Here is a 22,164-nt window from a genome sequence, read left to right on the forward strand (position 1 = left end):
CGTGATCGAACTGTTGGCCACATTGAAGGCCAAGGATATTCAGCTGGCGGTCGCGGACGACCAATTGCGGGTCAACGGCAACAAGCAGGCGTTGAGCGACCCGGCGTTGCTGGCGCTGTTGCGCGAGCACAAACCGGTGCTGATCGAGCTGATCAAGGCCGGGCAGTACTCGGCCAGCAAGCATGGTCAGGTCGAGGTGCCGGTCAACGGCATCGTTGCCGGCACCACGCGCATCACTCCGGCGATGCTGACGCTGGTCGAACTCGACCAGCCGACCATCGACCACCTCGTCGCACAAGTCCCCGGCGGCGCGGCCAACGTGCAGGACATCTACCCGCTGGCGCCGTTGCAGGAAGGCATCCTGTATCACCACGTCAGTGTCGGTGACGGTGATCCGTATGTCATGCAATCGCATTTCGCCTTTGCCAGCCGCGAGCGTTTTCAGGCGTTTGCTCAAGCGCTGCAAGCGGTGATCGACCGTCATGACATTCTGCGCACCGCTGTGCATTGGGCAGGGCTGGATGCGCCGGTGCAGGTGGCCTGGCGTCGGGCCGAACTGCCAGTGGAAGAGGTGACGTTGCCTGAAGCAAATGGCGACGTGCTGGCGTATCTGCATGAGCGTTTCGACGCCCGGCACTTCCGCCTCGACGTTACCCAGGCGCCACTGATGCGTCTGGCCCACGCCTGGGATGAAGCGGGGCAACGGGTGATCGCCACGCTGTTGTTCCATCACATGGCGCTCGACCACTCGGCCCTCGACGTGGTGCGCCACGAAATGCGCGCCTGCCTCACCGGGCAGCGTGAACGGCTCGGGCGTCCGGTGCCGTTTCGCAACTACGTGGCGCAGGCACGTCTGGGCGTCAGCGAGGCCGAGCACGAGGCGTTCTTCCGCGAGATGCTCAGCGACATCGACGAACCGACGCTGCCTTATGGTCTGCAGGATGTGCAGGGTGACGGCAGTGAAATCGTCGAACTCAGCGTGCCGGTGCCAACGTTATTAGGCCAGCGTCTGCGGGCGCAGGCGCGGACCCTTGGCGTGAGTGTCGCGAGCCTGTTCCACCTCGGCTGGGCGCAGGTGCTGGCCGCGCTGACCGGCAAACAGCAGGTGGTGTTCGGTACGGTGCTGATGGGCCGCATGCAGGGCGCCGAAGCGATTGACCGGGCGCTGGGGATTTTCATCAACACCTTGCCGTTGCGGGTGAATATCGACGGGCAGGACGTGCGCGCAGCGGTCAACGCCACCCACGCCCGTCTGACCACGCTGATGCGTCACGAACACGCACCGCTGGCCCTGGCTCAGCGCTGCAGCCACGTGGTGGCGCCGACGCCGCTGTTCAGCACGCTGCTCAATTATCGTCACAGCCACAACGTCGCCACCGCCAGCGCCGAAACCCTCGCGGCGTGGGACGGTATCTCCACGTTGCACTCCGAAGAGCGCAGCAACTATCCGCTGACGATGAGTGTCGATGACCTCGGTGACGCCTTCAGCCTGACCCTGCTGGCCAGCACCGAGACCGATCCGCAGCGCATCTGCGACTACCTGCTCTGCGCACTGCAGAACCTGCTGCTCGCCCTGGAGCAGGCGCCGCAGACACCGGTCAATCAATTGCCGATCCTGCCGGCGGCAGAGCTTGAACAGGTGCTGCTCGGCTTCAATGCCACCCATGTGAAATTCCCGACGGCACAGACCATCCAGCAACGTTTCGAGGCACAGGTAGCCGAACGGCCGGACGCGCTGGCGGCAGTGTTTGCCGACGCGCAACTGACCTACGCCGAACTCAATCAGCAAGCCAATGCCTTGGCGCAGCATCTGATCGGTTTGGGCGTGAAACCCGACGACCGTGTCGCCATCGTCGCCCGTCGCGGGCTGGACACCCTGGTCGGGCTGGTGGCGATCCTCAAGGCCGGCGCCGGTTACGTGCCGATTGACCCGGCGCACCCGGCGGAGCGCTTGAACTACCTGCTCGACGACAGCGCGCCAGTGGCGGTGCTGACCCAAAACAATCTGCGCGAGCGCTTGCCGACGCTGACCGTGCCGGTACTCGAACTCGACCGCTGCAACTGGCCGCAGGACGTGACCCATAATCCGCGCGTTCCCGGCCTGAGTACCGAAAACCTGGCCTACGTGATCTACACCTCCGGCTCCACCGGTCTGCCCAAAGGCGTGATGGTCGAGCATCACACCTTGAGCAACCTGGTCGACTGGCACTGCACCGCGTTCGACCTCTGTGCCGGTCGCCACACCTCAAGCCTCGCCGGTTTCGGTTTCGATGCGATGGCCTGGGAAGTCTGGCCGGCGTTGTGCGCAGGCGCGACCCTGCATCTGGCGCCGACCCACGAGGGCGGCGAAGACATCGACGCCTTGCTCGCGTGGTGGTGCGCGCAGCCGCTGGACGTGAGCTTCCTGCCGACCCCGGTGGCCGAATACGCCTTCAGCCTGAACCTCGAACACCCGACCCTGCGCACGCTGCTGATCGGCGGCGACCGCTTGCGTCAGTTCAATCGCAACCAGCATTTCGACGTGATCAACAACTACGGCCCGACCGAGGCCACGGTGGTCGCGACTTCAGGTCTGGTGCAAAGCGGCGATGCGCTGCACATCGGTAAACCGGTAAGCAATGCGACGGTGTACCTGCTCGACGAACAGCAGCGCCCGGTGCCAATTGGCGTGGCGGGCGAGTTGTACGTTGGCGGTGCCGGGGTCGCCCGTGGCTACCTGAATCGCCCGGACATGACTGCCGAGCGCTTTCTGCGTGACCCGTTCAGCCGCGCGCCGAACGCACGGATGTACCGCACCGGCGACCTTGCACGCTGGGGCGAGGACGGCAACCTCGAGTACCTGGGGCGCAACGACGATCAGGTGAAAATCCGTGGCGTGCGCATCGAGCTGGGCGAGATCGAAACCTGCCTCAACCAGTTGCCGGGGATTCAGGAGGCGGTGCTGCTGGCCCGCGAAGATCAACCCGGCCAGCCGCGCCTGGTGGCCTACTTCACCGAGCAGCCGCAGGTCGAAGCGCTGCCGGTGGGCGAGTTGCGCGCGCAATTGCTCAGCCGTTTGCCGGAATACATGGTGCCGAGCGCGTTCGTCAAACTCGCCGCGTTGCCGCTGACCGCCAATGGCAAGGTCGACCGCAAGGCCTTGCCGGCGCCGGATCTGGCGGCGCTGTTCACCCGCGAGTACGCAGCGCCCGAAGGCGAGGTGGAAACCGCGCTGGCGCAGATTTGGGCCGACGTGCTGCAGGTCGAGCGGGTCGGGCGTCAGGATCACTTTTTCGAACTCGGCGGGCATTCGTTGCTGGCGATGCGCATGGTTTCGCAAGTGCGCCAGCATCTGGGCGTCGAGCTGGCGCTGAGCGATCTGTTTGCCAACGCCGAACTGGCGGCTGTCGCGGCAGTGCTGAACGAGGCCGGACGCTGTGCGCAACCGCAGATCGTGCCGGTCCCGCGTGACGGCGCGTTGCCGCTGTCGTTCGCCCAGCAACGCCTGTGGTTCCTTGCGCAAATGGAAGGCGCCAACACCGCCTACAACATTCCCGTGGCCCTGCGGCTGCGTGGCCGTCTCGACGACGCGGCGCTGCAACGCGCACTGGCGCGGATCGTCGCCCGCCACGAAACCCTGCGCAGCCGCTTCGCGCAATTCAACGACGAAGCGCAGGTGCTGATCGCGCCGGTCGACACCGGCCTGCTGCTGCGAGTCGAAGACCTGCGCCAGCACCCGCAACCCGAGGAAACCCTGCAGGCGCTGATTCAGGGCGAAGCCTCCGGGCCGTTCGACTTGCAGGACGATCCGTTGATTCGCGGGCGACTGGTACGCCTGGCCGACGATCACCATGTGCTGTTGCTGACCCTGCACCACATCATCTCTGACGGTTGGTCGATGGGGGTTTTGACCCGCGAGCTGATGGCGCTGTATCAGGCGTTCAGTCACGGTCAGCCGGACCCATTGCCGCCGCTGGCGCTGCAATACACCGACTACGCGGTGTGGCAGCGGCGCTGGCTCAGCGGCGAGGTGCTGCAACGCCAGAGCGAGTACTGGCAACAGACCCTCGCCGGCGCCCCGGCGCTGTTGATGCTGCCGACCGATCGGCCGCGCCCGGCGCAGCAGGACTATGCCGGCAGCAGCGTTGCCGTGGTGCTCGACGAGCGCTTGAGCGTCGGGCTCAAAGCCTTGGGCCAGCGCCACGGCGTGACCCTGTACATGACGCTGATGAGTGCCTGGGCGATGCTGCTCAGCCGCTTGTCCGGGCAGGCTGAAGTGGTGATCGGTTCGCCAGTGGCCAACCGCACCCGCGCCGAGATCGAAGGCCTGATCGGCATGTTCGTCAACACCCTGGCGCTGCGCATCGACACCTCGGGAGAGCTGAGCGTTGAAGCGCTGCTGGCGCGGGTCAAGGCGCAAACCCTGCAAGCGCAGGCGCATCAGGATCTGCCGTTCGAGCAAGTGGTGGAAATCACCCGGCCCGTGCGCAGCCTGGCGCACAGCCCGTTGTTCCAGACCTTGCTCAGTTGGGATGGCCTCGAAAGCCCGGCGCTGGCCCTCGGCGAACTGACGCTGGAAGGCGTGGCCGAGCCGAGCCACTTCGCCAAGTTCGACCTGTCGCTGAGCCTCAGTGAGTCCAACGGCATCATTCGCGGATCGCTGGAATACGCCACGGCGTTGTTTGAACAGAGCACGGTCGAGCGCTTCGTCGGTTACTTCCAGCGCCTGTTGCAGGCGATGGTCGGCAATGATCAGGCGCTGCTGGAACAGGCGCCGCTGCTGGCGGAGGAGGAACAGCAGCGTTTGTTGGTCGAGTTCAATGCCACCGAGGTCGATTACGACCTTGAGCAGACCATTCATGGTCTGTTCGAAGCGCAAGTGGCGCGTACGCCTTGGACACCCGCGGTGGTTGCTGATGAACAGCAACTGACTTATGCCGAACTCAACGCCCGAGCCAATCAACTGGCGCGGTACCTGCGCGAATTGGGCGTAGGGCCGGATGCGCGGGTGGCGATCTGCGTCGAGCGCGGTCTGGAGATGGTGGTCGGGCTGCTGGCGATCCTCAAGGCTGGCGGCGGTTATGTGCCGCTGGATCCGGCGTATCCGCTGGAGCGTCTGGCTTACATGCTGGAAGACAGCGCGCCGCTGGCGGTGCTGGTGCAGGGGGCGACGCGTTCGTTGCTCGGCGAAGTCGCGGTGCCGGTGATCGATCTGGATCAGCCGCATTGGCAATCGCTGCCGACAGACAATCTTGCGATAGCCGAACTGGCCCCGCAGCACACCGCGTACGTGATCTATACCTCCGGTTCCACTGGCCAACCGAAAGGCGTGATCAACGAACATAGCGGGGTAGTCAACCGCCTGTTGTGGATGCAGGACGCTTACCAACTCAGTTCTGCCGACACGGTGTTGCAGAAAACCCCGTTCAGCTTCGACGTCTCGGTCTGGGAGTTCTTCTGGCCGTTGATGACTGGCGCCCGATTAGTCATGGCCCGGCCCGAGGGACACAAGGATCCGCTGTATCTCAGCGAAATCATCGAACGCGAACACATCACCACGCTGCACTTTGTTCCCTCGATGCTCGACGTCTTTCTCGCCCACGCCGACACCGCACGTTGCAGCAGTCTGCGTCAGGTGATGTGCAGCGGCGAAGCCCTGCCGGGCAGCGTGGTGCGGCGCTTCAAACAGCAACTGCCGGGCAGCCAATTGCACAACCTCTACGGCCCGACCGAAGCCGCAGTGGACGTGACCGCGTGGAACTGCGCCGGGCCGCTGGAAAGCACACCGGACAACACGCCAATCGGCAAACCAATCGCCAACACCCGCATGTACATCCTCGATGCCCAGCAACAACCGGTGCCGCACGGTGTGGTCGGCGAGCTGTACATCGGTGGCGTGCAGGTGGCGCGCGGTTATCTGAACCGTCCGCAGCTGAACGCCGAGCGCTTCCTCGACGATCCGTTCCAGGCCAATGGGCGAATGTACCGCACCGGAGACGTCGCCCGCTATCTGGCGGACGGCAATATCGACTACCTCGGTCGCAACGACGATCAGGTGAAGATTCGTGGTTTGCGCATCGAGCTCGGCGAGATTCAGGCACGCCTGACCCAGATCGATGGCGTACAGGAAGCCGCCGTACTGGCTCGCGAAGACGTGCCGGGGGACAAGCGTCTGGTGGCGTACTACACCGGAGCACGGCTGGAAACCGACGTGCTGCGCAGCCATCTGCTGGAAAACCTGCCGGACTACATGGTGCCTGCCGTATTCGTGCATCTTGATACATTGCCGCTGAGCCCCAACGGCAAACTCGACCGCAAGGCGTTGCCGGCGCTGGATCTGGCGGCGCTGACCACCCGTGAATATGAAGCGCCGGTCGGCGAAGTGGAAATCGCCCTCGCGCAGCTCTGGGCTGACCTGCTCAAGGTTGAGCGGGTAGGGCGCCACGACCATTTCTTTGAACTGGGTGGCCACTCGCTGTTGGCGGTGAATCTGGTGGCGCGCATGCGTCGCGCCGGTCTGACGGCCGACATTCGCGTGCTGTTCAACCAGCCGACCCTCGCCGCACTGGCCGCTGCGGTGGGCGGTGAACCGGAGGCCGAAGTCGCGGCCAACCTCATCACCACGGACTGCACACGCATCACTCCCGAGCTGCTGCCACTGGTAGCGCTCGACCAGCCGAGCATTGACCGCATCGTCGCCAGCATCCCCGGCGGCGTGGCCAATGTGCAGGACATCTATCCGCTGGCGCCGTTGCAGACCGGCATCCTCTTTCATCACCTGTCCGCCGCGCAGGGCGATCCGTACGTGTTGCAGGCGCAGTTTGCGTTTGCCGATGAGCAGCGCCTGAACACCTTCACTCAAGCCCTGCAGAACGTGATCCAGCGCTACGACATCCTGCGCACTTCGCTGTTCTGGGACGGCCTGCAAGACCCGGTGCAAGTGGTCTGGCGTGAGGCGCCGCTGGCGTGCGAAGCGCTGGAACTGGATGGCGCGGACGGTGATGTACTGGAGCAATTGCGCCGGCGCTTCGACGCCGCGCAGTACCGCATGGCCGTCAATCAGGCGCCGCTGATGCGCGTAGTGCACGCGTGGGATTCAGCCAATCAGCGGGTGGTGGCGTTGTTGCTGTTCCATCACCTGGTGATGGACCACGTGGCGCTGGAGGTGCTGCGACACGAGATGCAGGCGTTCCTCAGCGGCCAGCCGCAGCGTCTGGCCGAGCCGGTGCCGTATCGCAATTACGTGGCGCATACCCTGTCCGGGTTGAGTGACCAGCAGCACGAAGCGTTTTTCCGCGAGATGCTCGGCGACGTCGACGAACCCACCTTGCCTTACGGGCAGAACCCGGCGCAGGAAGGGCTGGCCACGCAGGCCCGGTTGAGCCTCGACGCCACGCTGAGCCGCAACCTGCGCAGTCAGGCGCGGCGTCTGGGTGTCAGCGCGGCGAGCCTGATGCACCTGGCGTGGGCGCAGGTGCTGGGGCAGTTGTCCGGTCGCGATGACGTGGTGTTCGGCACGGTATTGCTTGGTCGTTTGCAGGGTGGCGAAGGCGCGGAACGGGCGCTCGGGGTGTTCATCAACACCTTGCCATTGCGCATCGATCTGCGTGCGCACAGCGTCAAGGGCGCGGCACTGGCGACGCATCAACGGCTGAGCCAGTTGCTGCAACACGAACACGCGCAACTGGCGCGCATCCAGCATTGCAGCGCCATGGCGCCGAGCACGCCGCTGTTCAGCACGTTGTTCAATTACCGTCATGGTGCCTCGGCGGGTGGCGGTTCTGCCGAGGCCCGGGCGGCCTGGCAGGGCATGCAATTGCTCGAGGCCGAGGAGCACAGCAACTACCGCCTGACCCTCAGCGTCGACGACCTCGGCGAAGGCTTCAGCCTGACCGCACTGGCCGGCGCCGGCATCGATGCGCGGCGCATTTGCGACTATTTGCAATGCGCCTTGCACGCGCTGGTGGAGGCGCTGGAGCACTCGCCGCATCAAGGCTTTGAACGGCTGTCGATCCTGCCGGGCGCCGAGCGCGAGCAGGTGTTGCACACCTTCAACGCGACCCGCGCCGATTACCCGCAGGGGCTGACGATCGCCCAGCGTTTCGAGCAGCAAGTCATTGAACGGCCGCAGGCGCTGGCAGCGGTGTTTGCCGGTGCCTCGCTGAGCTATGCCGAGTTGAACCGCCAGGCCAACACCTTGGCGCATCATCTGATTGCATCGGGTGTACAGCCTGACGACCGCGTGGCCATTGTCGCCCGGCGCGGTCTCGATACGCTGGTCGGGCTGGTGGCGATTCTCAAGGCCGGCGCCGGTTATGTGCCGGTGGATCCGGCGCACCCGGCGGAGCGCCTGAGCTATCTGCTGCAAGACAGTGCGCCTGTCGCGGTGCTGAGCCAAAGCGCTCTGCGTGAACGCCTGCCGGCATTGTCGGTGCCGCTGATCGACCTTGATCTGCGCCAATGGCCAAACGAGCCAATCGACAACCCGTCGCTGCCGGCCCTGACCCCGCAGCACCTGGTCTACGTGATCTACACCTCCGGCTCCACCGGTCTGCCGAAGGGCGTGATGGTCGAGCATCAGACCCTGAGCAACCTGGTGGACTGGCACTGCGCGGCCTTCGATCTGCACGCTGGCAGTCATACCTCAAGCCTGGCCGGGTTCGGTTTCGACGCCATGGCCTGGGAAGTCTGGCCGGCCTTGTGCGTTGGCGCGACCGTGCATCTGGCGCCAAACCATGACGGCAACGAAGACATCGACGCGCTGCTGACCTGGTGGCGTGCGCAGCCGCTGGACGTGAGCTTCCTGCCGACCCCGGTAGCCGAATACGCCTTCAGTCAGGAGCCGGCGCATCCGACCCTGAAAACCCTGTTGATCGGCGGCGATCGTCTGCGCCAGTTCAACCGCAACCAGCCGTTCCGGGTCATCAACAACTATGGCCCGACCGAAGCCACGGTGGTGGCGACCTCCGGCCTGATTGCGGCGGGCGACGTCTTGCACATCGGTAAACCGGTGAGCAATGCCACGGTGTATCTGCTCGACGCACAGCAACGCCCGGTGCCGCTGGGGGTGATCGGCGAGTTGTATGTCGGCGGTGCCGGCGTGGCCCGTGGGTACCTGAACCGTCCGCAGATGACCGCCGAACGCTTTCTGCGCGATCCGTTCAGCAGCGTGCCAAATGCACGTCTGTACCGCACCGGCGACCTGGCGCGCTGGCGCGAGGACGGCACCCTCGAATACCTCGGGCGCAACGACGATCAGGTGAAAATCCGTGGCGTGCGTATCGAGTTGGGCGAGATCGAAACCCGCCTCAATCAGCTCGACGGCGTTCAAGACGCGGTACTGCTGGCCCGAGAGGATGAACCCGGCCAGCCACGTCTGGTGGCGTATTTCACCGAACAGGGCGCCGCGCTGAGCGTTGGCGATCTGCGCGCCCGGCTGTTGGCGCAACTGCCGGAATACATGGTGCCGGCGGCATTCGTCCGGCTCGACGCATTACCGCTGACCGCCAACGGCAAGGTCGACCGCAAGGCGCTGCCGAAGCCGCAGCTGACCGCGCTGTTCAGCCGTGAATACGTCGAACCGCAAGACGCGCTGGAAACCGCGCTGGCGCAGATCTGGGCCGAGGTGCTGCAGGTCGAGCGGGTTGGCCGCCATGATCACTTCTTCGAACTCGGCGGCCATTCGCTGCTGGCCATGCGCATGGTCGCGCAGGTGCGTCAGCAACTGGGGCGGGAACTGGTGCTGGCCGATCTGTTCGCCAACCCTGAACTGGCGGCGGTCGCCGAGTGCCTGTGCGTAGCGCAGGTCAGTAGCCAACCGCCGATCGTCGCGGTGCCGCGTGACGGCACGCTGTCCTTCGCCCAGCAGCGCTTGTGGTTCCTCGCGCAAATGGACGGCGGCAATTCGGCGTACAACATTCCGCTTGGCCTGCGCCTGGGTGGGCGGCTCGATGTCGAAGCCTTGCAGCGCGCGCTGACGCAGATCGTTGCGCGCCACGACACCCTGCGCAGCCGTTTCGTCAGCGTCGACGATCAGGCGCAGGTGATGATTGCGCCGGTCGACAGCGGTCTGCTGCTGCAGGTGGAAGACCTGCGCCGGGATCCACAGGCCGAAGCCACGGTGCAGGTTCTGCTCACGCAGGAAGCCGCGACGGCCTTCGATCTGCAGCACGATCCGCTGATTCGCGGACGCCTGCTGCGTCTGGCTGACGATCATCATGTGCTGTTGCTGACCGTGCATCACATCGTCGCCGACGGTTGGTCGATGGGCGTGCTGACCCGCGAACTGATGGCGCTGTATCAGGCCTTCAGCCACGGTCAACCGGATCCATTACCGCCACTGGCGCTGCAATACGGCGACTATGCGGTGTGGCAGCGGCGCTGGCTCAGCGGTGACGTGCTGCAGCGGCAAAGCGATTACTGGCAGCAGACCCTCGACGGCGCGCCGGCGTTGCTGACCCTGCCCACCGACCGTCCGCGTCCGCCACAGCCGGACTTCGCCGGCAGCAGCGTCGAAGTACGGCTGGACGAGCGTCTGAGTGCCGGGCTCAAAGCCTTGAGTCAACGGCACGGCGTGACCCTGTTCATGACCCTGATGAGTGCCTGGTCGCTACTGTTGAGTCGTTTGTCCGGGCAGTCCGACGTGGTGATCGGCTCGCCGGTGGCCAACCGCACCCGGGCCGAGATCGAAGGCCTGATCGGCATGTTCGTCAACACCCTGGCGCTGCGTATCGACACCTCGGGTGAACCGAACGTGGTCACGCTGCTGGCACGGGTCAAGGCGCGCACGCTGGAGGCGCAGGCGCATCAGGATCTGCCGTTCGAGCAAGTGGTGGACATCGCCCGGCCGGCGCGCAGTCTGGCGCACAGCCCGCTGTTCCAGACCACGCTGAGTTGGGACAGCAGCGTCGGCCCGCACCTGGCGCTGGGCGATCTGAGTCTTGAAGCTGTGGCCGCGCCGGGCCGGGTGGCCAAGTTCGACCTGACCCTGACACTGGGTGAGGTCAACGGGGTGATTCGCGGTTCGCTGGAATACGCCACGGCGTTGTTCGATCAAGCGACCGTCGAGCGCTATGTCGGCTACTTGCAGCGCCTGCTGGCGGCGATGGTCGCCGATGATCAAGCGGTGCTGGAGCGGGTGCCATTACTCGCCGAGCCTGAGCGTCAGCGCTTGCTCTACGACTTTAACGCCACCGCACGCGAATACCCGCAGGCCCTGACCGTGCACGGGATTTTCCAGCAGCAGGCAGCGGCGCATCCCAAGGCGGTGGCGGCGGTGCATGGCGAGCATTCGTTGAGCTACTTCGAGCTGAACGCCCAGGCCAACCGTCTGGCGCATCACTTGATCGCCCAAGGCGTGCAGCCGGGCGACCACGTGGCGATCCTGCTGCCGCGCTCGCTGGAACTGCTGGTGGCGCAACTGGCGATTGCCAAATGCGCGGCGGCCTATGTGCCGCTGGACATCAATGCCCCGAGCGAGCGGCAGGCGTTCATGGTCGAGGACTGTCAGGCAGCGGCGTTGCTGACCCTCAGCCGTGAAGTCATCGACTACGCTGCGCCGCGCATCGACCTTGACCGCTTGACCCTCAGCGGCCAACCCACGCACAACCCGAACCTGGCGCAGTCCTCGGAATCGCTGGCGTACATCATGTACACCTCCGGCTCCACCGGCACCCCGAAAGGCGTGATGGTGCCGCACCGCGCCATCGGCCGCCTGGTGCTGAACAACGGTTACGCCGATTTCAATGCGCAGGATCGCGTGGTGTTCGCCTCCAACCCGGCCTTCGACGCCAGCACCATGGACATCTGGGGGCCATTGCTCAACGGCGGACGCGTGGTGGTCATCGATCACCAGACCTTGCTTGATCCGAACGCCTTTGGACGCGAGTTGAGCGCAACCGGGGCAACGGTGCTGTTCGTCACCACCGCACTGTTCAACCAGTACGTGCAGCTGATCCCGCAGGCGCTCAAGGGCCTGCGCATTCTGTTGTGTGGCGGTGAGCGTGGCGATCCGGCGGGGTTCCGTCGACTGCTGACCGAGGCGCCGACGCTGAGCATCGTGCATTGCTACGGTCCGACCGAAACCACCACCTACGCCACCACCTTCGAAGTTCACGAAGTGGCGGAAAACGCCGAGAGCGTGCCGATTGGCGCGCCGATCTCCAACACCCAGGTTTATGTACTCGACGCGCACCAGCAACCGGTGCCGATGGGCGTGACCGGCGAGTTGTACATCGGTGGGCAGGGCGTGGCGCTGGGTTATCTGAATCGCGCCGATCTGACCGCCGAGAAGTTTCTGTGTGATCCGTTCAGCGAGCAGCCGGGTGCGTTGCTGTATCGCACCGGCGACCTCGCACGCTGGCTGGCACCGGGGCAGCTCGATTGCATCGGGCGCAATGACGATCAGGTGAAGATTCGCGGTTTCCGTATCGAGCTTGGGGAAATCGAAAACCGCCTGCTCAACTGCCAAGGGATCAAGGAGGCCGTGGTGCTGGCGCGCCGCGATGGTCAGGACATCACCCGTCTGGTGGCGTACTACACCGCGCACGCCGGCCGCCTGGACAGCGCCGATCTGCACGCGCAGTTGCTGGCGCGACTGCCGGAATACATGGTGCCGAGCGCGTGGGTGCAATTGGAGGTCCTGCCGTTGAACAACAACGGCAAGGTCGACCGCAAGGCGCTGCCGGCACCGACGCAGGCAGCGATGCTCAGCCGGGTGTATGTCGCGCCGATCTCGGCGCTGGAACACCATTTGGCACGGATCTGGGCTGGCTTGCTGCGGGTTGAACAGGTCGGTCGTCACGACAGCTTCTTCGAACTGGGCGGGCATTCGTTGCTGGCGATGCGCATGCTGTCGCAGGTGCGTCAGCAGTTGGGTGTCGAGCTTACACTCGCCGAGCTGTTCGCCAATCCCGAACTGGCCGCTGTCGCCGAGGTGCTGAGCCGGGCGGGGCGCAGCACCTTGCCGGAGATTTTGCCGGCACCGCGTGATCAGCGATTGCCGCTGTCCTTCGCCCAGCAACGCCTGTGGTTCCTGGCGCAGATGGACGGTGGCCACAGCGCCTACAACATCCCGGTCGGTCTGCGCCTGCGCGGTCGGCTGGATGAAGACGCGCTGCAACGGGCACTGGCACGCATCGTCGCGCGTCATGAAAGCCTGCGCAGCCGCTTCAGCCAGATCGACGATCAGCCGCAGGTGTTGATCCTGCCGGCCGAGAGCGGTCTGTTGCTGGCGGTAGAAGACCTGCGTCAACACCCACAGGCTGACAATGCCTTGCGCGGCCTGATCGAGGAACAGGCCTGCGCCTCGTTCAATCTGCAGCACGATGCGCTGCTGCGCGGACGTCTTGTGCGTCTGGCCGACGACCATCATGTGCTGTTGCTGACGCTGCACCACATCATCGCCGATGGCTGGTCGATGGGCGTGCTGACCCGTGAGCTGGCGGCGTTGTATCAAGCGTTCAGCCGTGGCGAAGACGATCCGCTGCCGCCGCTGGCGCTGCAATACACTGACTACGCGGTGTGGCAGCGGCGCTGGCTCAGTGGCGAGGTGCTGCAGCGTCAGAGCGATTACTGGCAGCAGACGCTGGCCGGTGCGCCGGCCTTGCTGAGCCTGCCCACTGACCGTCCGCGTCCGCCGCAGCAGGACTATTCCGGCAGTCGCGTCGACATGCTGCTCGATCAACACTTGAGCGCCGGTTTGAAAGCCTTGTGTCAGCGTCGCGCGGTGACGCCCTACATGGTGATCATGAGCGCCTGGGCGATGCTGCTCAGCCGTTTGTCCGGGCAGAGCGACGTGGTGATCGGCTCGCCGGTAGCCAACCGCACCCGCGCCGAGATCGAAGGCCTGATCGGTATGTTCGTCAACACCCTGGCGCTGCGCATCGACACCTCGGGCGAGCCGAGCGGCGAGGCGCTGCTGGCGCGGGTCAAGGCGCAAACCCTGGCGGCTCAGGCGCATCAGGATCTGCCGTTCGAGCAAGTGGTGGACATCAGCAAACCTGTCCGCAGTCTGTCGCACAGCGCGTTGTTCCAGACCATGCTCAGTTGGGACAACAACGACGACCCGAGCCTGACCCTCGGCGACCTGACCCTGGAAGGGGTGGCCGGCGACAGCCACTTTGTGAAATTCGACCTGTCACTGAGCCTCGGCGATTCGCCCGACGGGATTCGCGGTTCGTTGCGCTATGCCACGGCCTTGTTCGACGAGGCGACCATTCGCCGCTTCGTCGGCTACTTCCAGCAACTGCTGGCGGCGTTGGTCAACGATGATCAGGCGCTGTTGACGCAGGTGCCGTTGCTGGCGACGGATGAGCGTCAGCGCTTGCTGGTGGATTTCAACGCCACCGAGGTTGATTGCCCGCTGGAGCAGCCGTTGCACGGCTTGTTCGAAGCGCAGGCGCGCCGGCAACCAGAGGCTGTCGCGCTGCAATCCGCACAGGGAAACCTGACCTACCGCGAGCTCAATCAGCGCGCCAACCGCTTGGCCCGGCACCTGCGCGCACAAGGTGTGCAACCGGATGCGCGGGTGGCGATCTGCGTCGAGCGCGGGCTGAATCTGATCGTTGGTTTGCTCGGCATCCTCAAGGCCGGTGGTGCCTATGTGCCGCTGGATCCGGGGTATCCGGCGGAACGCTTGGCGTACATGCTCAAGGACAGCGCGCCGACCGCGGTGCTGGTGCAGACCGCTACTCGCGGGTTGTTCGATGACGCGGTCGCCACGGTAATCGACCTTGACCGCAGTACCTGGCAGCACCTGCCGGATCACGATTCGCCAGTGCCGGGCCTCAGTGCTTCGAATCTTGCGTACATGATCTACACCTCGGGCTCTACCGGATTGCCGAAAGGCGTGATGATCGAGCATCGCAGCGCCTGCAACATGGTGCATTGGGGTTCGCAGCTCAGTCCGCCGACCGAACACGGTGCGCTGCTGCAAAAAGCGCCGTTCAGCTTCGACAGTTCGGTGTGGGAGATCTTCTGGCCGCTGTGTTCCGGGATGCGCCTGGCACTGGCGCGACCGGACGGCAACCGCGATTCGGTGTATGTGGTGCAGACCATTCGCGAGCAGCAGGTGACCGTAGTCAAGTTCGTCCCGGCGCTGTTGCAGCAGTTCATCGAGCAGGACGATGTCGAGCAGTGCACCAGCCTGACCGATGTGCTCAACGGTGGTGGGGAACTCAGTGCAGCGCTGGCCCGCCAAGTGCGCGATCGCCTGCCGTGGGTGCGTTTGCATAACGTCTACGGCCCGACTGAAACCACGGTGGACAGCACCGGCTGGACGCTGGAGCCGGACATGCCGGTGCCGGACAACGTAGTGCCGATCGGCACCGCACTGAGCAATACCCGGTTGTACGTTCTCGATGCCTACGGTCAACCCGTGCCACAAGGCGTCAGTGGCGAGTTGCACATCGGCGGCGTTGGCGTGGCGCGCGGTTATCACCGACTGCCGGAGATGCAGGCTGAGCGCTTCATCGACAGCCCGTTTGTGCCGGGGGATCGGCTGTATCGCACGGGAGATCTGGCGCGCTACAACAATCACGGCGAGCTGGAGTTTCTCGGCCGCAACGACTTCCAGATCAAGCTGCGTGGCTTGCGTCTGGAGCCGGGAGAAATCGAGGCACGGTTGATCGAGCATCCGGCGATTCGCGAGGCGGTGGTGATGGTGCGTGATGAGCGTCTGGTGGCCTGGTACACCGTGCGCGCCGGCATCGACGCGCCATCGTTGGAAACCTTGCGCGGCCATGTGCTGGAGCGTTTACCCGAGTACATGGTGCCCGGCGCGTTCGTATTGCTCGACGCCTTGCCACTGACGCCAAACGACAAGATCGACCGCAAGGCCCTGCCGGAACCGGGGGCAGATGCGGTGATCAACCGCCCATACGTGGCACCCCAGGGTGAAGTCGAAACCGCGCTGGCGCAGATCTGGAGTGAGGTGCTGGGCGTCGAACAGGTGGGCCGTCACGACAACTTCTTCGAGCTGGGCGGGCATTCGTTGCTGGCGGTGAAACTGGTCAATCTGCTGCAACGGGCCGGGCTGCCACTGTCGCTGGCCGAACTGTTCCAGCATCCGAGCATTGAGTCTGCCGCCGCGCTGCTCAGTCAGGGCGAGGCGCTCAGTCAGCCTGATGGGCTGGTCGTGGTGCGTGCCGGGACGCACGGTGCGCCGCTGTTCCTGCTGCATGAATTCAGCGGCAGGGACGTGTACTTCCCGACGCTGGCCCAGCACATCGGTGGTGAGTTCCCGATTTACGGCCTGCCCGGCGTCCCCTTTGGGCAAGCGCAATTGCGCACGTTTGAGTGCATGGCGCAGCGCATGGTCGGGATCATCCGTGCGGTGCAGCCTCACGGGCCGTATCGGCTGGCGGGCTGGTCGTTCGGCGGGGTGCTGGCGCATGAGGTCGCGCAGCAATTGCTTGGCCTCGATGAACCGGTGGAGTTTATCGGCATGCTCGACAGCTATGCGCCAAACCCGCTCGCCCAAGACAAGGCCATGTGGAGCGGCGAGGGCCTCGACAAGCGTCAGTTGCTCGGCCATTGCCGTGGGCGTTCGCTGATGCTTGGTGCTGGAAGCGAGACGGCGCTGGCGGCGGTGCAAATGCTGGAAGCGCAAGTCGAACAACTGGACTTCCCCGAGCTGTTCCAGCGCTGTCAGGCGCAACAACTGACCGACCCGGAACTGGCCACGGTCAGCGCGGCGGACGCCTGGCACTACTTTGATCGCGAAGCGGCGCATCGCCTGGCGCTGGCACATTACCGAGTCAGCCCGGCGAGCCAGCCGATCCACTTGTTCCGTGCTCAGGAGCTGATGGACGGCCAGTCATTGCCGAGCCCGACGCGCGGCTGGGAAGAGCGCTTCGACACTCGCTTGCTGCGTTGCATCGACATCCCCGGCGATCACCGGACCATGATGAAGCACCCGCACATCCAGGCACTCGGCCAGGCGATTACCCAGGCGCTGGAAAACCTGGTGACGCCGGAACCGACGCTGTATCAACCGCTGCTGACGATTCAGACCGGGCAGCCAGGGCATGCGCCGATTTTCTGCGTGCCGGGGGCGGGTGACAGTGTCACCGGGTTCATTCACCTGACCGAGGCGATCGGCCCGGAGTGGCCGATCATCGGCTTGCAACCGCGCGGGCTGGACGGCGTCAGTGTGCCGCACAGCGCGGTCGAAGCCGCTGCCGCGTTCTACCTGCAGGCCATCGAGCAGATCCACCCGCAGGGGCCGCTGCACCTGATCGGCCATTCGTTCGGCGGCTGGGTCGCGCATGCCATGGCCGCGCAATTGCAGGCGGCCGGGCGCGAGGTGGCGTCGTTGACCTTGATCGACAGCGAAGCACCGGGCGGTGACGGTACGGCGGGCAAACCGTATACCGCGACTGCCGCGCTGCAACGGCTGATCGACACCCTGCAGTTGTCCTGTGGCAAATCGCTGGGCATCGATCCGGCGACCTTCGCCAACGCCGATGACACCACGCAACTGCGCCTGCTGCACGAAGGCATGGTGCGCGCCGGGGTGTTGTCGGAGCGCGCGGTACCGGACGCGATGCATGGCCCGGTACGCACCTTCGCCAGCGCCTTGCGCACGGTCTATCAACCGCGACTGGCCTATACCGGGCCGGTGCGGCTGGTACTGGTCGATGACCCGACGCTGGACGAGTGGGGCAATCAGCGCGAACAGGCGGCGGTGCTTGAAGGCTGGCAGCGGCAGGTCAGCGATCTGGCGGTGTGGTACGGGCCGGGCAACCACTTCACGATTCTCAAGGCGCCCAACGTCTTCAGTTTCGCCGCGTGGTGGCATGACGGCCTGGCGCTGACGGTCGGCGAAGTGCTGTCCTGAGTGTGGTTGTTCTATCAAGACCCGGCCGCTGGCCGGGTTCATCCCTGAACGGACTTGTGGTTATTTATGGAAAAGTCGAAGTTGCGCAAAGTCGGTATGGGGTTGGCATTGGCGGCGGTGGCCGGGTTGGTGCTGTACACGGTGCAGGCACCGGCCGAAGCGCCGAAATACCAGACCGCCCCGGTCGAACGCTCGGATATCGAAAACACCGTGCTCGCCACCGGATTGCTGGAAGGCGTCAAGCAGGTGGACGTCGGTGCCCAGGTGTCGGGGCAGTTGAAGTCGCTCAAGGTCAAGGTGGGCGACAAGGTGAAGAAGGGCCAGTGGCTGGCCGAGATCGATCCGCTGGTACTGCAGAACACCCTGCGTCAGGCGCAGGTCGATGAGGAAAACCTGCAGGCGCAGAAGCGCGCAACGCAGGCGCAGCTCAAGCAGACCAAAGCGATTTACGAGCGTTATCAGAACCTGCAGGAAGACGCTTCGATCTCGCGTCAGGATTTTGAAACCGCGCAATCGGACTACGAGGTGCAGCAGGCCAATCTGCTGTCGCTGGACGCGCAGATCAAGAGTGCGCACATCCAGATCGACACCGCCAAGGTCAACCTCGCGTATACGCGGATCGTCGCGCCGATCGATGGCGACGTGGTCGGCATCGTCACCCAGGAAGGCCAGACCGTGATCGCCAACCAGTTGGCGCCGATCCTGCTGAAACTGGCGGATCTGGACACCATGACCATCAAGGCCCAGGTCTCGGAAGCGGACGTGATCCATATCGCGCCGGGACAGCAGGTGTACTTCACCATTCTCGGTGAGGACAAACGCTATTACGGCAAGCTGCGCGGTACTGAACCGGCGCCGCAGAACTTCCTCGAAACGCCGCCGGCCGGCACCCCGAAACAAAACACTGCGGTGTTTTACAACGCGCTGTTCGAGGTGCCCAACCCCGATCATCGCTTGCGCATTTCGATGACCGCGCAAGTGCGCATCGTCCTCGATACCGCGCAATCGGTGCTGACCGTGCCGGTGGCCGCGCTCGGCCCACGCAATGCCGATGGCAGCTTTCCGGTGCGGGTGCTGGACGCCAAGGGCCAGGCGCAGTCGCGCAACGTGCAGACCGGGATCAACAACAACGTCAAAGTGCAGATCAATCAGGGCCTGAATGAAGGCGAGCGGGTGGTGATCGGTGATCCGCTGCCTGCCGTGGCGGGGGCTTGAGCATGACGCAGCCGTTACTGCAACTGACCGGCATCACCCGCAGTTTTACCGCCGGCGACCGCGAGTTTCTCGCACTGAAGAACATCAACCTGACGATCAATGCCGGAGAAATGGTGGCGATCATCGGCGCCTCCGGGTCCGGCAAATCAACCCTGATGAACATCCTCGGTTGTCTCGATTACGCCACCGCCGGCAGCTACAGGATCAACGGTCAGGAGACCCGCGACCTTGACGATCAGGCGCTGGCCGAACTGCGCCGCGATTACTTCGGCTTCATCTTCCAGCGCTATCACTTGCTGCCGCACCTGAGCGCGATGCACAACGTCGAGATGCCGGCCATCTACGCTGGCATCCCGGCGCCGCAACGCCACGCCCGCGCCCGTGAGTTGCTGGCGCGGCTGGGCCTCGACGGGCACCTGACGCATCGCCCGAGCCAGCTCTCTGGCGGTCAGCAGCAGCGGGTGAGTATCGCCCGGGCCTTGATGAATGGCGGTGAAGTGATCCTTGCCGACGAACCCACCGGCGCCCTCGACACCGCCAGCGGCAAGGAGGTGATGCGCATTCTGCTGGAGCTGCACGCAGCCGGGCACACGGTGATTCTGGTGACCCACGACCCGAAAGTCGCGGCCAACGCCGAGCGCATCATCGAAGTCAGCGACGGCGAAATCCTCAGCGACCGGCGCAACCAGCGCGACACCGGGCAACTGTCGGACGAAGAGCAGGTGCCGCCCAAACCACCGGCGACCCGCCGTTTGGTCGCCAGCCTCGGGCTGTTCAAAGAAGCCTTCAACATGGCCTGGGTGGCGCTGATTTCGCACCGCATGCGCACCTTGCTGACCATGCTCGGGATCGTCATCGGCATCACCTCGGTGGTGTCGATTTCGGCGATCGGCGAGGGTGCGAAAAACTACGTGCTCAAGGACATTTCAGCGATTGGCAGCAACACCATCGATATCTATTCCGGCAGCAGTTTCGGCGACAAGCGCGCGGCCTCGATCGAGACGCTGGTGCCGGCCGACGTCACCGCGCTGAATCAACTGTATTACGTCGACAGCGCCACCCCGGTGGTCGGCCGCAGCATGCTTTTGCGTTACCGCAACATCGACCTCGACGCGCAGATCAATGGTGTCAGCGACCAGTATTTCCAGGTTCGCGGAATCAAACTGGAGGCGGGCATCACCTTCAGCGAGAGCGACGCGCGGCGTCAGGCGCAGGTGGTGGTGATCGACTACAACACCCGGCATCGGTTATTCGGCGAGGGCGTCGATCCGCTGGGGCAGGTGATCCTGATCGGTAACCTGCCATGCACCGTGATCGGCGTGGCCGCCGAGAACAAAAACCTGTTTGCCTCTGGCAAGACCCTCAACGTCTGGGTGCCCTACGAAACCGCCGCCGGCCGTATTCTGGGCCAACGCTTTCTCGACAGCATCAGCGTGCGCATCAAGGACGGCCAGTCGAGCAAAGTCGTGGAAAATCACGTCACCCAATTGATGCTGCAACGCCACGGTATCAAGGACTTCTACACCAACAACCTCGACAGCGTGATGCAGACCGTGCAGAAAACCAGCCGCTCGCTGGCCTTGCTGCTGTCGCTGATCGCGGTGATTTCGCTGGTGGTCGGCGGCATCGGCGTGATGAACATCATGCTGGTGTCGGTCACCGAGCGTACGCGCGAGATCGGCATTCGCATGGCGGTCGGCGCGCGTCAGTCGGACATCCGTCAGCAGTTTCTGGTGGAGGCGGTGATGGTCTGCCTGCTCGGCGGGGCCATCGGCATTTCCCTGTCGTACGCCATCGGCCACCTGTTTTCGCTGTTCATCAAGGAATGGGAAATGGTGTTCTCCATGGCCTCGGTGTTGACGGCGGTGATCTGCTCGACGCTGATCGGCATCGTCTTCGGCTTCGTCCCCGCGCGTAATGCTTCGCGCCTGGACCCGATCGAAGCGTTGGCGCGGGACTGATTGCCGGAGCTGATTGGGCGGGCTCGTGCCTTAAGCGCACAAATCGAAAGGGACGGGTCATGACCCCGTCCCTTTTTTTCGCCCGGGCCTGCTGGCAATGGCGAAGTCCCCAACTGAGTGTACTCAATCCAACTGTGGGAGCTGGCTTGCCAGCGATGACGGCCCACAAGCCGACCAACCTCTCCACTGAATGCACTCAATCCAACTGTGGGAGCGAGCCTGCTCGCGAAAGCGGTCTGCCAGACGACATCAAAACTACAGGAGCAATCCCGGTTCTCCACACACACACACACCATAAACGCACCCCTGCAACCACGTTTAAAGTACACGAACCGTTACGCCATACCGGCTACAACGCCTTGCGCCGTTACCTACGCGTACGCCAGAATCCGCCGGCTTACACAGCTATGGGCCGGGCTATATCGTTTCCCTGTCACTGAAAATCAGTGATCGGGTTTGGTAGCCCGTCTGTAATAGCTGTATGGCAACACCTATGCAGTCCCTTTGCGGGGCTCGGTTTTATGGTGGTCATGCGTGGGGCTCACTCGTGAGCGCCGGGTTCCTATTGCAGCCGGTCTACCAACCCGCGTATGGCCACCACCCCTCGTTTGGTAGCGAGAGTGATGGCTCCTGAATAGCTGCAATAGGAGTACATCCATGTTCAAAGCCACACCCAATCCCCCGGACGCCTCAATCCCGTACGACCCAGCCCTCGACCCGCAGAAGATAAAAGCGGCCACCGACCGCGCCATCAACTTCTACCTCAACCCCGGCGCCCTGAAGATCTCGATCCCTTCAACACCCTCAAGCAAATCCAACAGAATCTTCCTCATCGACCCCACCGTGGACGAAGAAACCTTGCTCGTCGAAGCCTGCGAATCATTAGCCGCCGCCAGCGACATGGCCCGCGATATCGGCGACGTCGTCGACAACCCACAGCGCCGGGCGATGCTGATGCTGCATCAGGTGATCATGCTCAGTGAACTGATGGTCAACCGGGTACTGGACGGCCGCCGCGTGCCGAACTAACTGCCCGGTCCCCTGTAGGAGCTGCCGAAGGCTGCGATCTTTTGATTTTGTTTTTCAAGATCAAGATCAAGATCAAGATCAAAAAGATCGCAGCCTTCGGCAGCTCCTACAGGTCATCATTCATTCAAAGTACCTTGATCG

4 protein-coding genes are annotated in these 22,164 nt (G+C 64.1%); all 4 read left to right on the plus strand.

Features of this window, described 5'->3' with window-relative positions:
- Nucleotide 1 precedes the first annotated feature (1 nt).
- The 4 genes from ACM6HV_RS02615 (at nucleotide 2) to ACM6HV_RS02630 (ending at nucleotide 22,023) form a co-directional block, all read left to right on the plus strand.
- On the plus strand, nucleotides 2-17,818 hold the full coding sequence (locus ACM6HV_RS02615) for a non-ribosomal peptide synthase/polyketide synthase (RefSeq protein ID WP_414903473.1): 17,817 nt from the start codon (nucleotides 2-4) through the stop codon (nucleotides 17,816-17,818).
- A gap of 66 nt (nucleotides 17,819-17,884) precedes the next feature.
- Complete coding sequence (gene macA / locus ACM6HV_RS02620) at nucleotides 17,885-19,033, plus strand: macrolide transporter subunit MacA (protein WP_414903394.1); 1,149 nt, start codon at nucleotides 17,885-17,887, stop codon at nucleotides 19,031-19,033.
- 2 nt (nucleotides 19,034-19,035) lie between these two features.
- Nucleotides 19,036-20,994, plus strand: a complete 1,959-nt coding sequence (locus ACM6HV_RS02625; RefSeq protein ID WP_414903396.1) for a MacB family efflux pump subunit — start codon at nucleotides 19,036-19,038, stop codon at nucleotides 20,992-20,994.
- Nucleotides 20,995-21,651: 657 nt separating this feature from the next.
- Nucleotides 21,652-22,023 (plus strand): DUF6124 family protein, encoded by a 372-nt coding sequence (locus ACM6HV_RS02630; RefSeq protein WP_414903398.1) that lies wholly within the window; start codon nucleotides 21,652-21,654, stop codon nucleotides 22,021-22,023.
- Nucleotides 22,024-22,164: the final 141 nt, after the last annotated feature.

The sequence above is a fragment of the Pseudomonas sp. IT-P260 genome (assembly GCF_949768395.1).
GTDB classification, from domain to species: domain Bacteria; phylum Pseudomonadota; class Gammaproteobacteria; order Pseudomonadales; family Pseudomonadaceae; genus Aquipseudomonas; species Aquipseudomonas parakoreensis.

Excerpts from the sequence above, each read along its gene's own strand:
- macA (WP_414903394.1), top strand. The coding sequence starts at position 17,885 with ATGGAAAAGTCGAAGTTGCGCAAAGTCGGTATGGGGTTGGCATTGGCG.
- ACM6HV_RS02625 (WP_414903396.1), top strand. The coding sequence starts at position 19,036 with ATGACGCAGCCGTTACTGCAACTGACCGGCATCACCCGCAGTTTTACC.
- ACM6HV_RS02630 (WP_414903398.1), top strand. The coding sequence starts at position 21,652 with ATGTTCAAAGCCACACCCAATCCCCCGGACGCCTCAATCCCGTACGAC.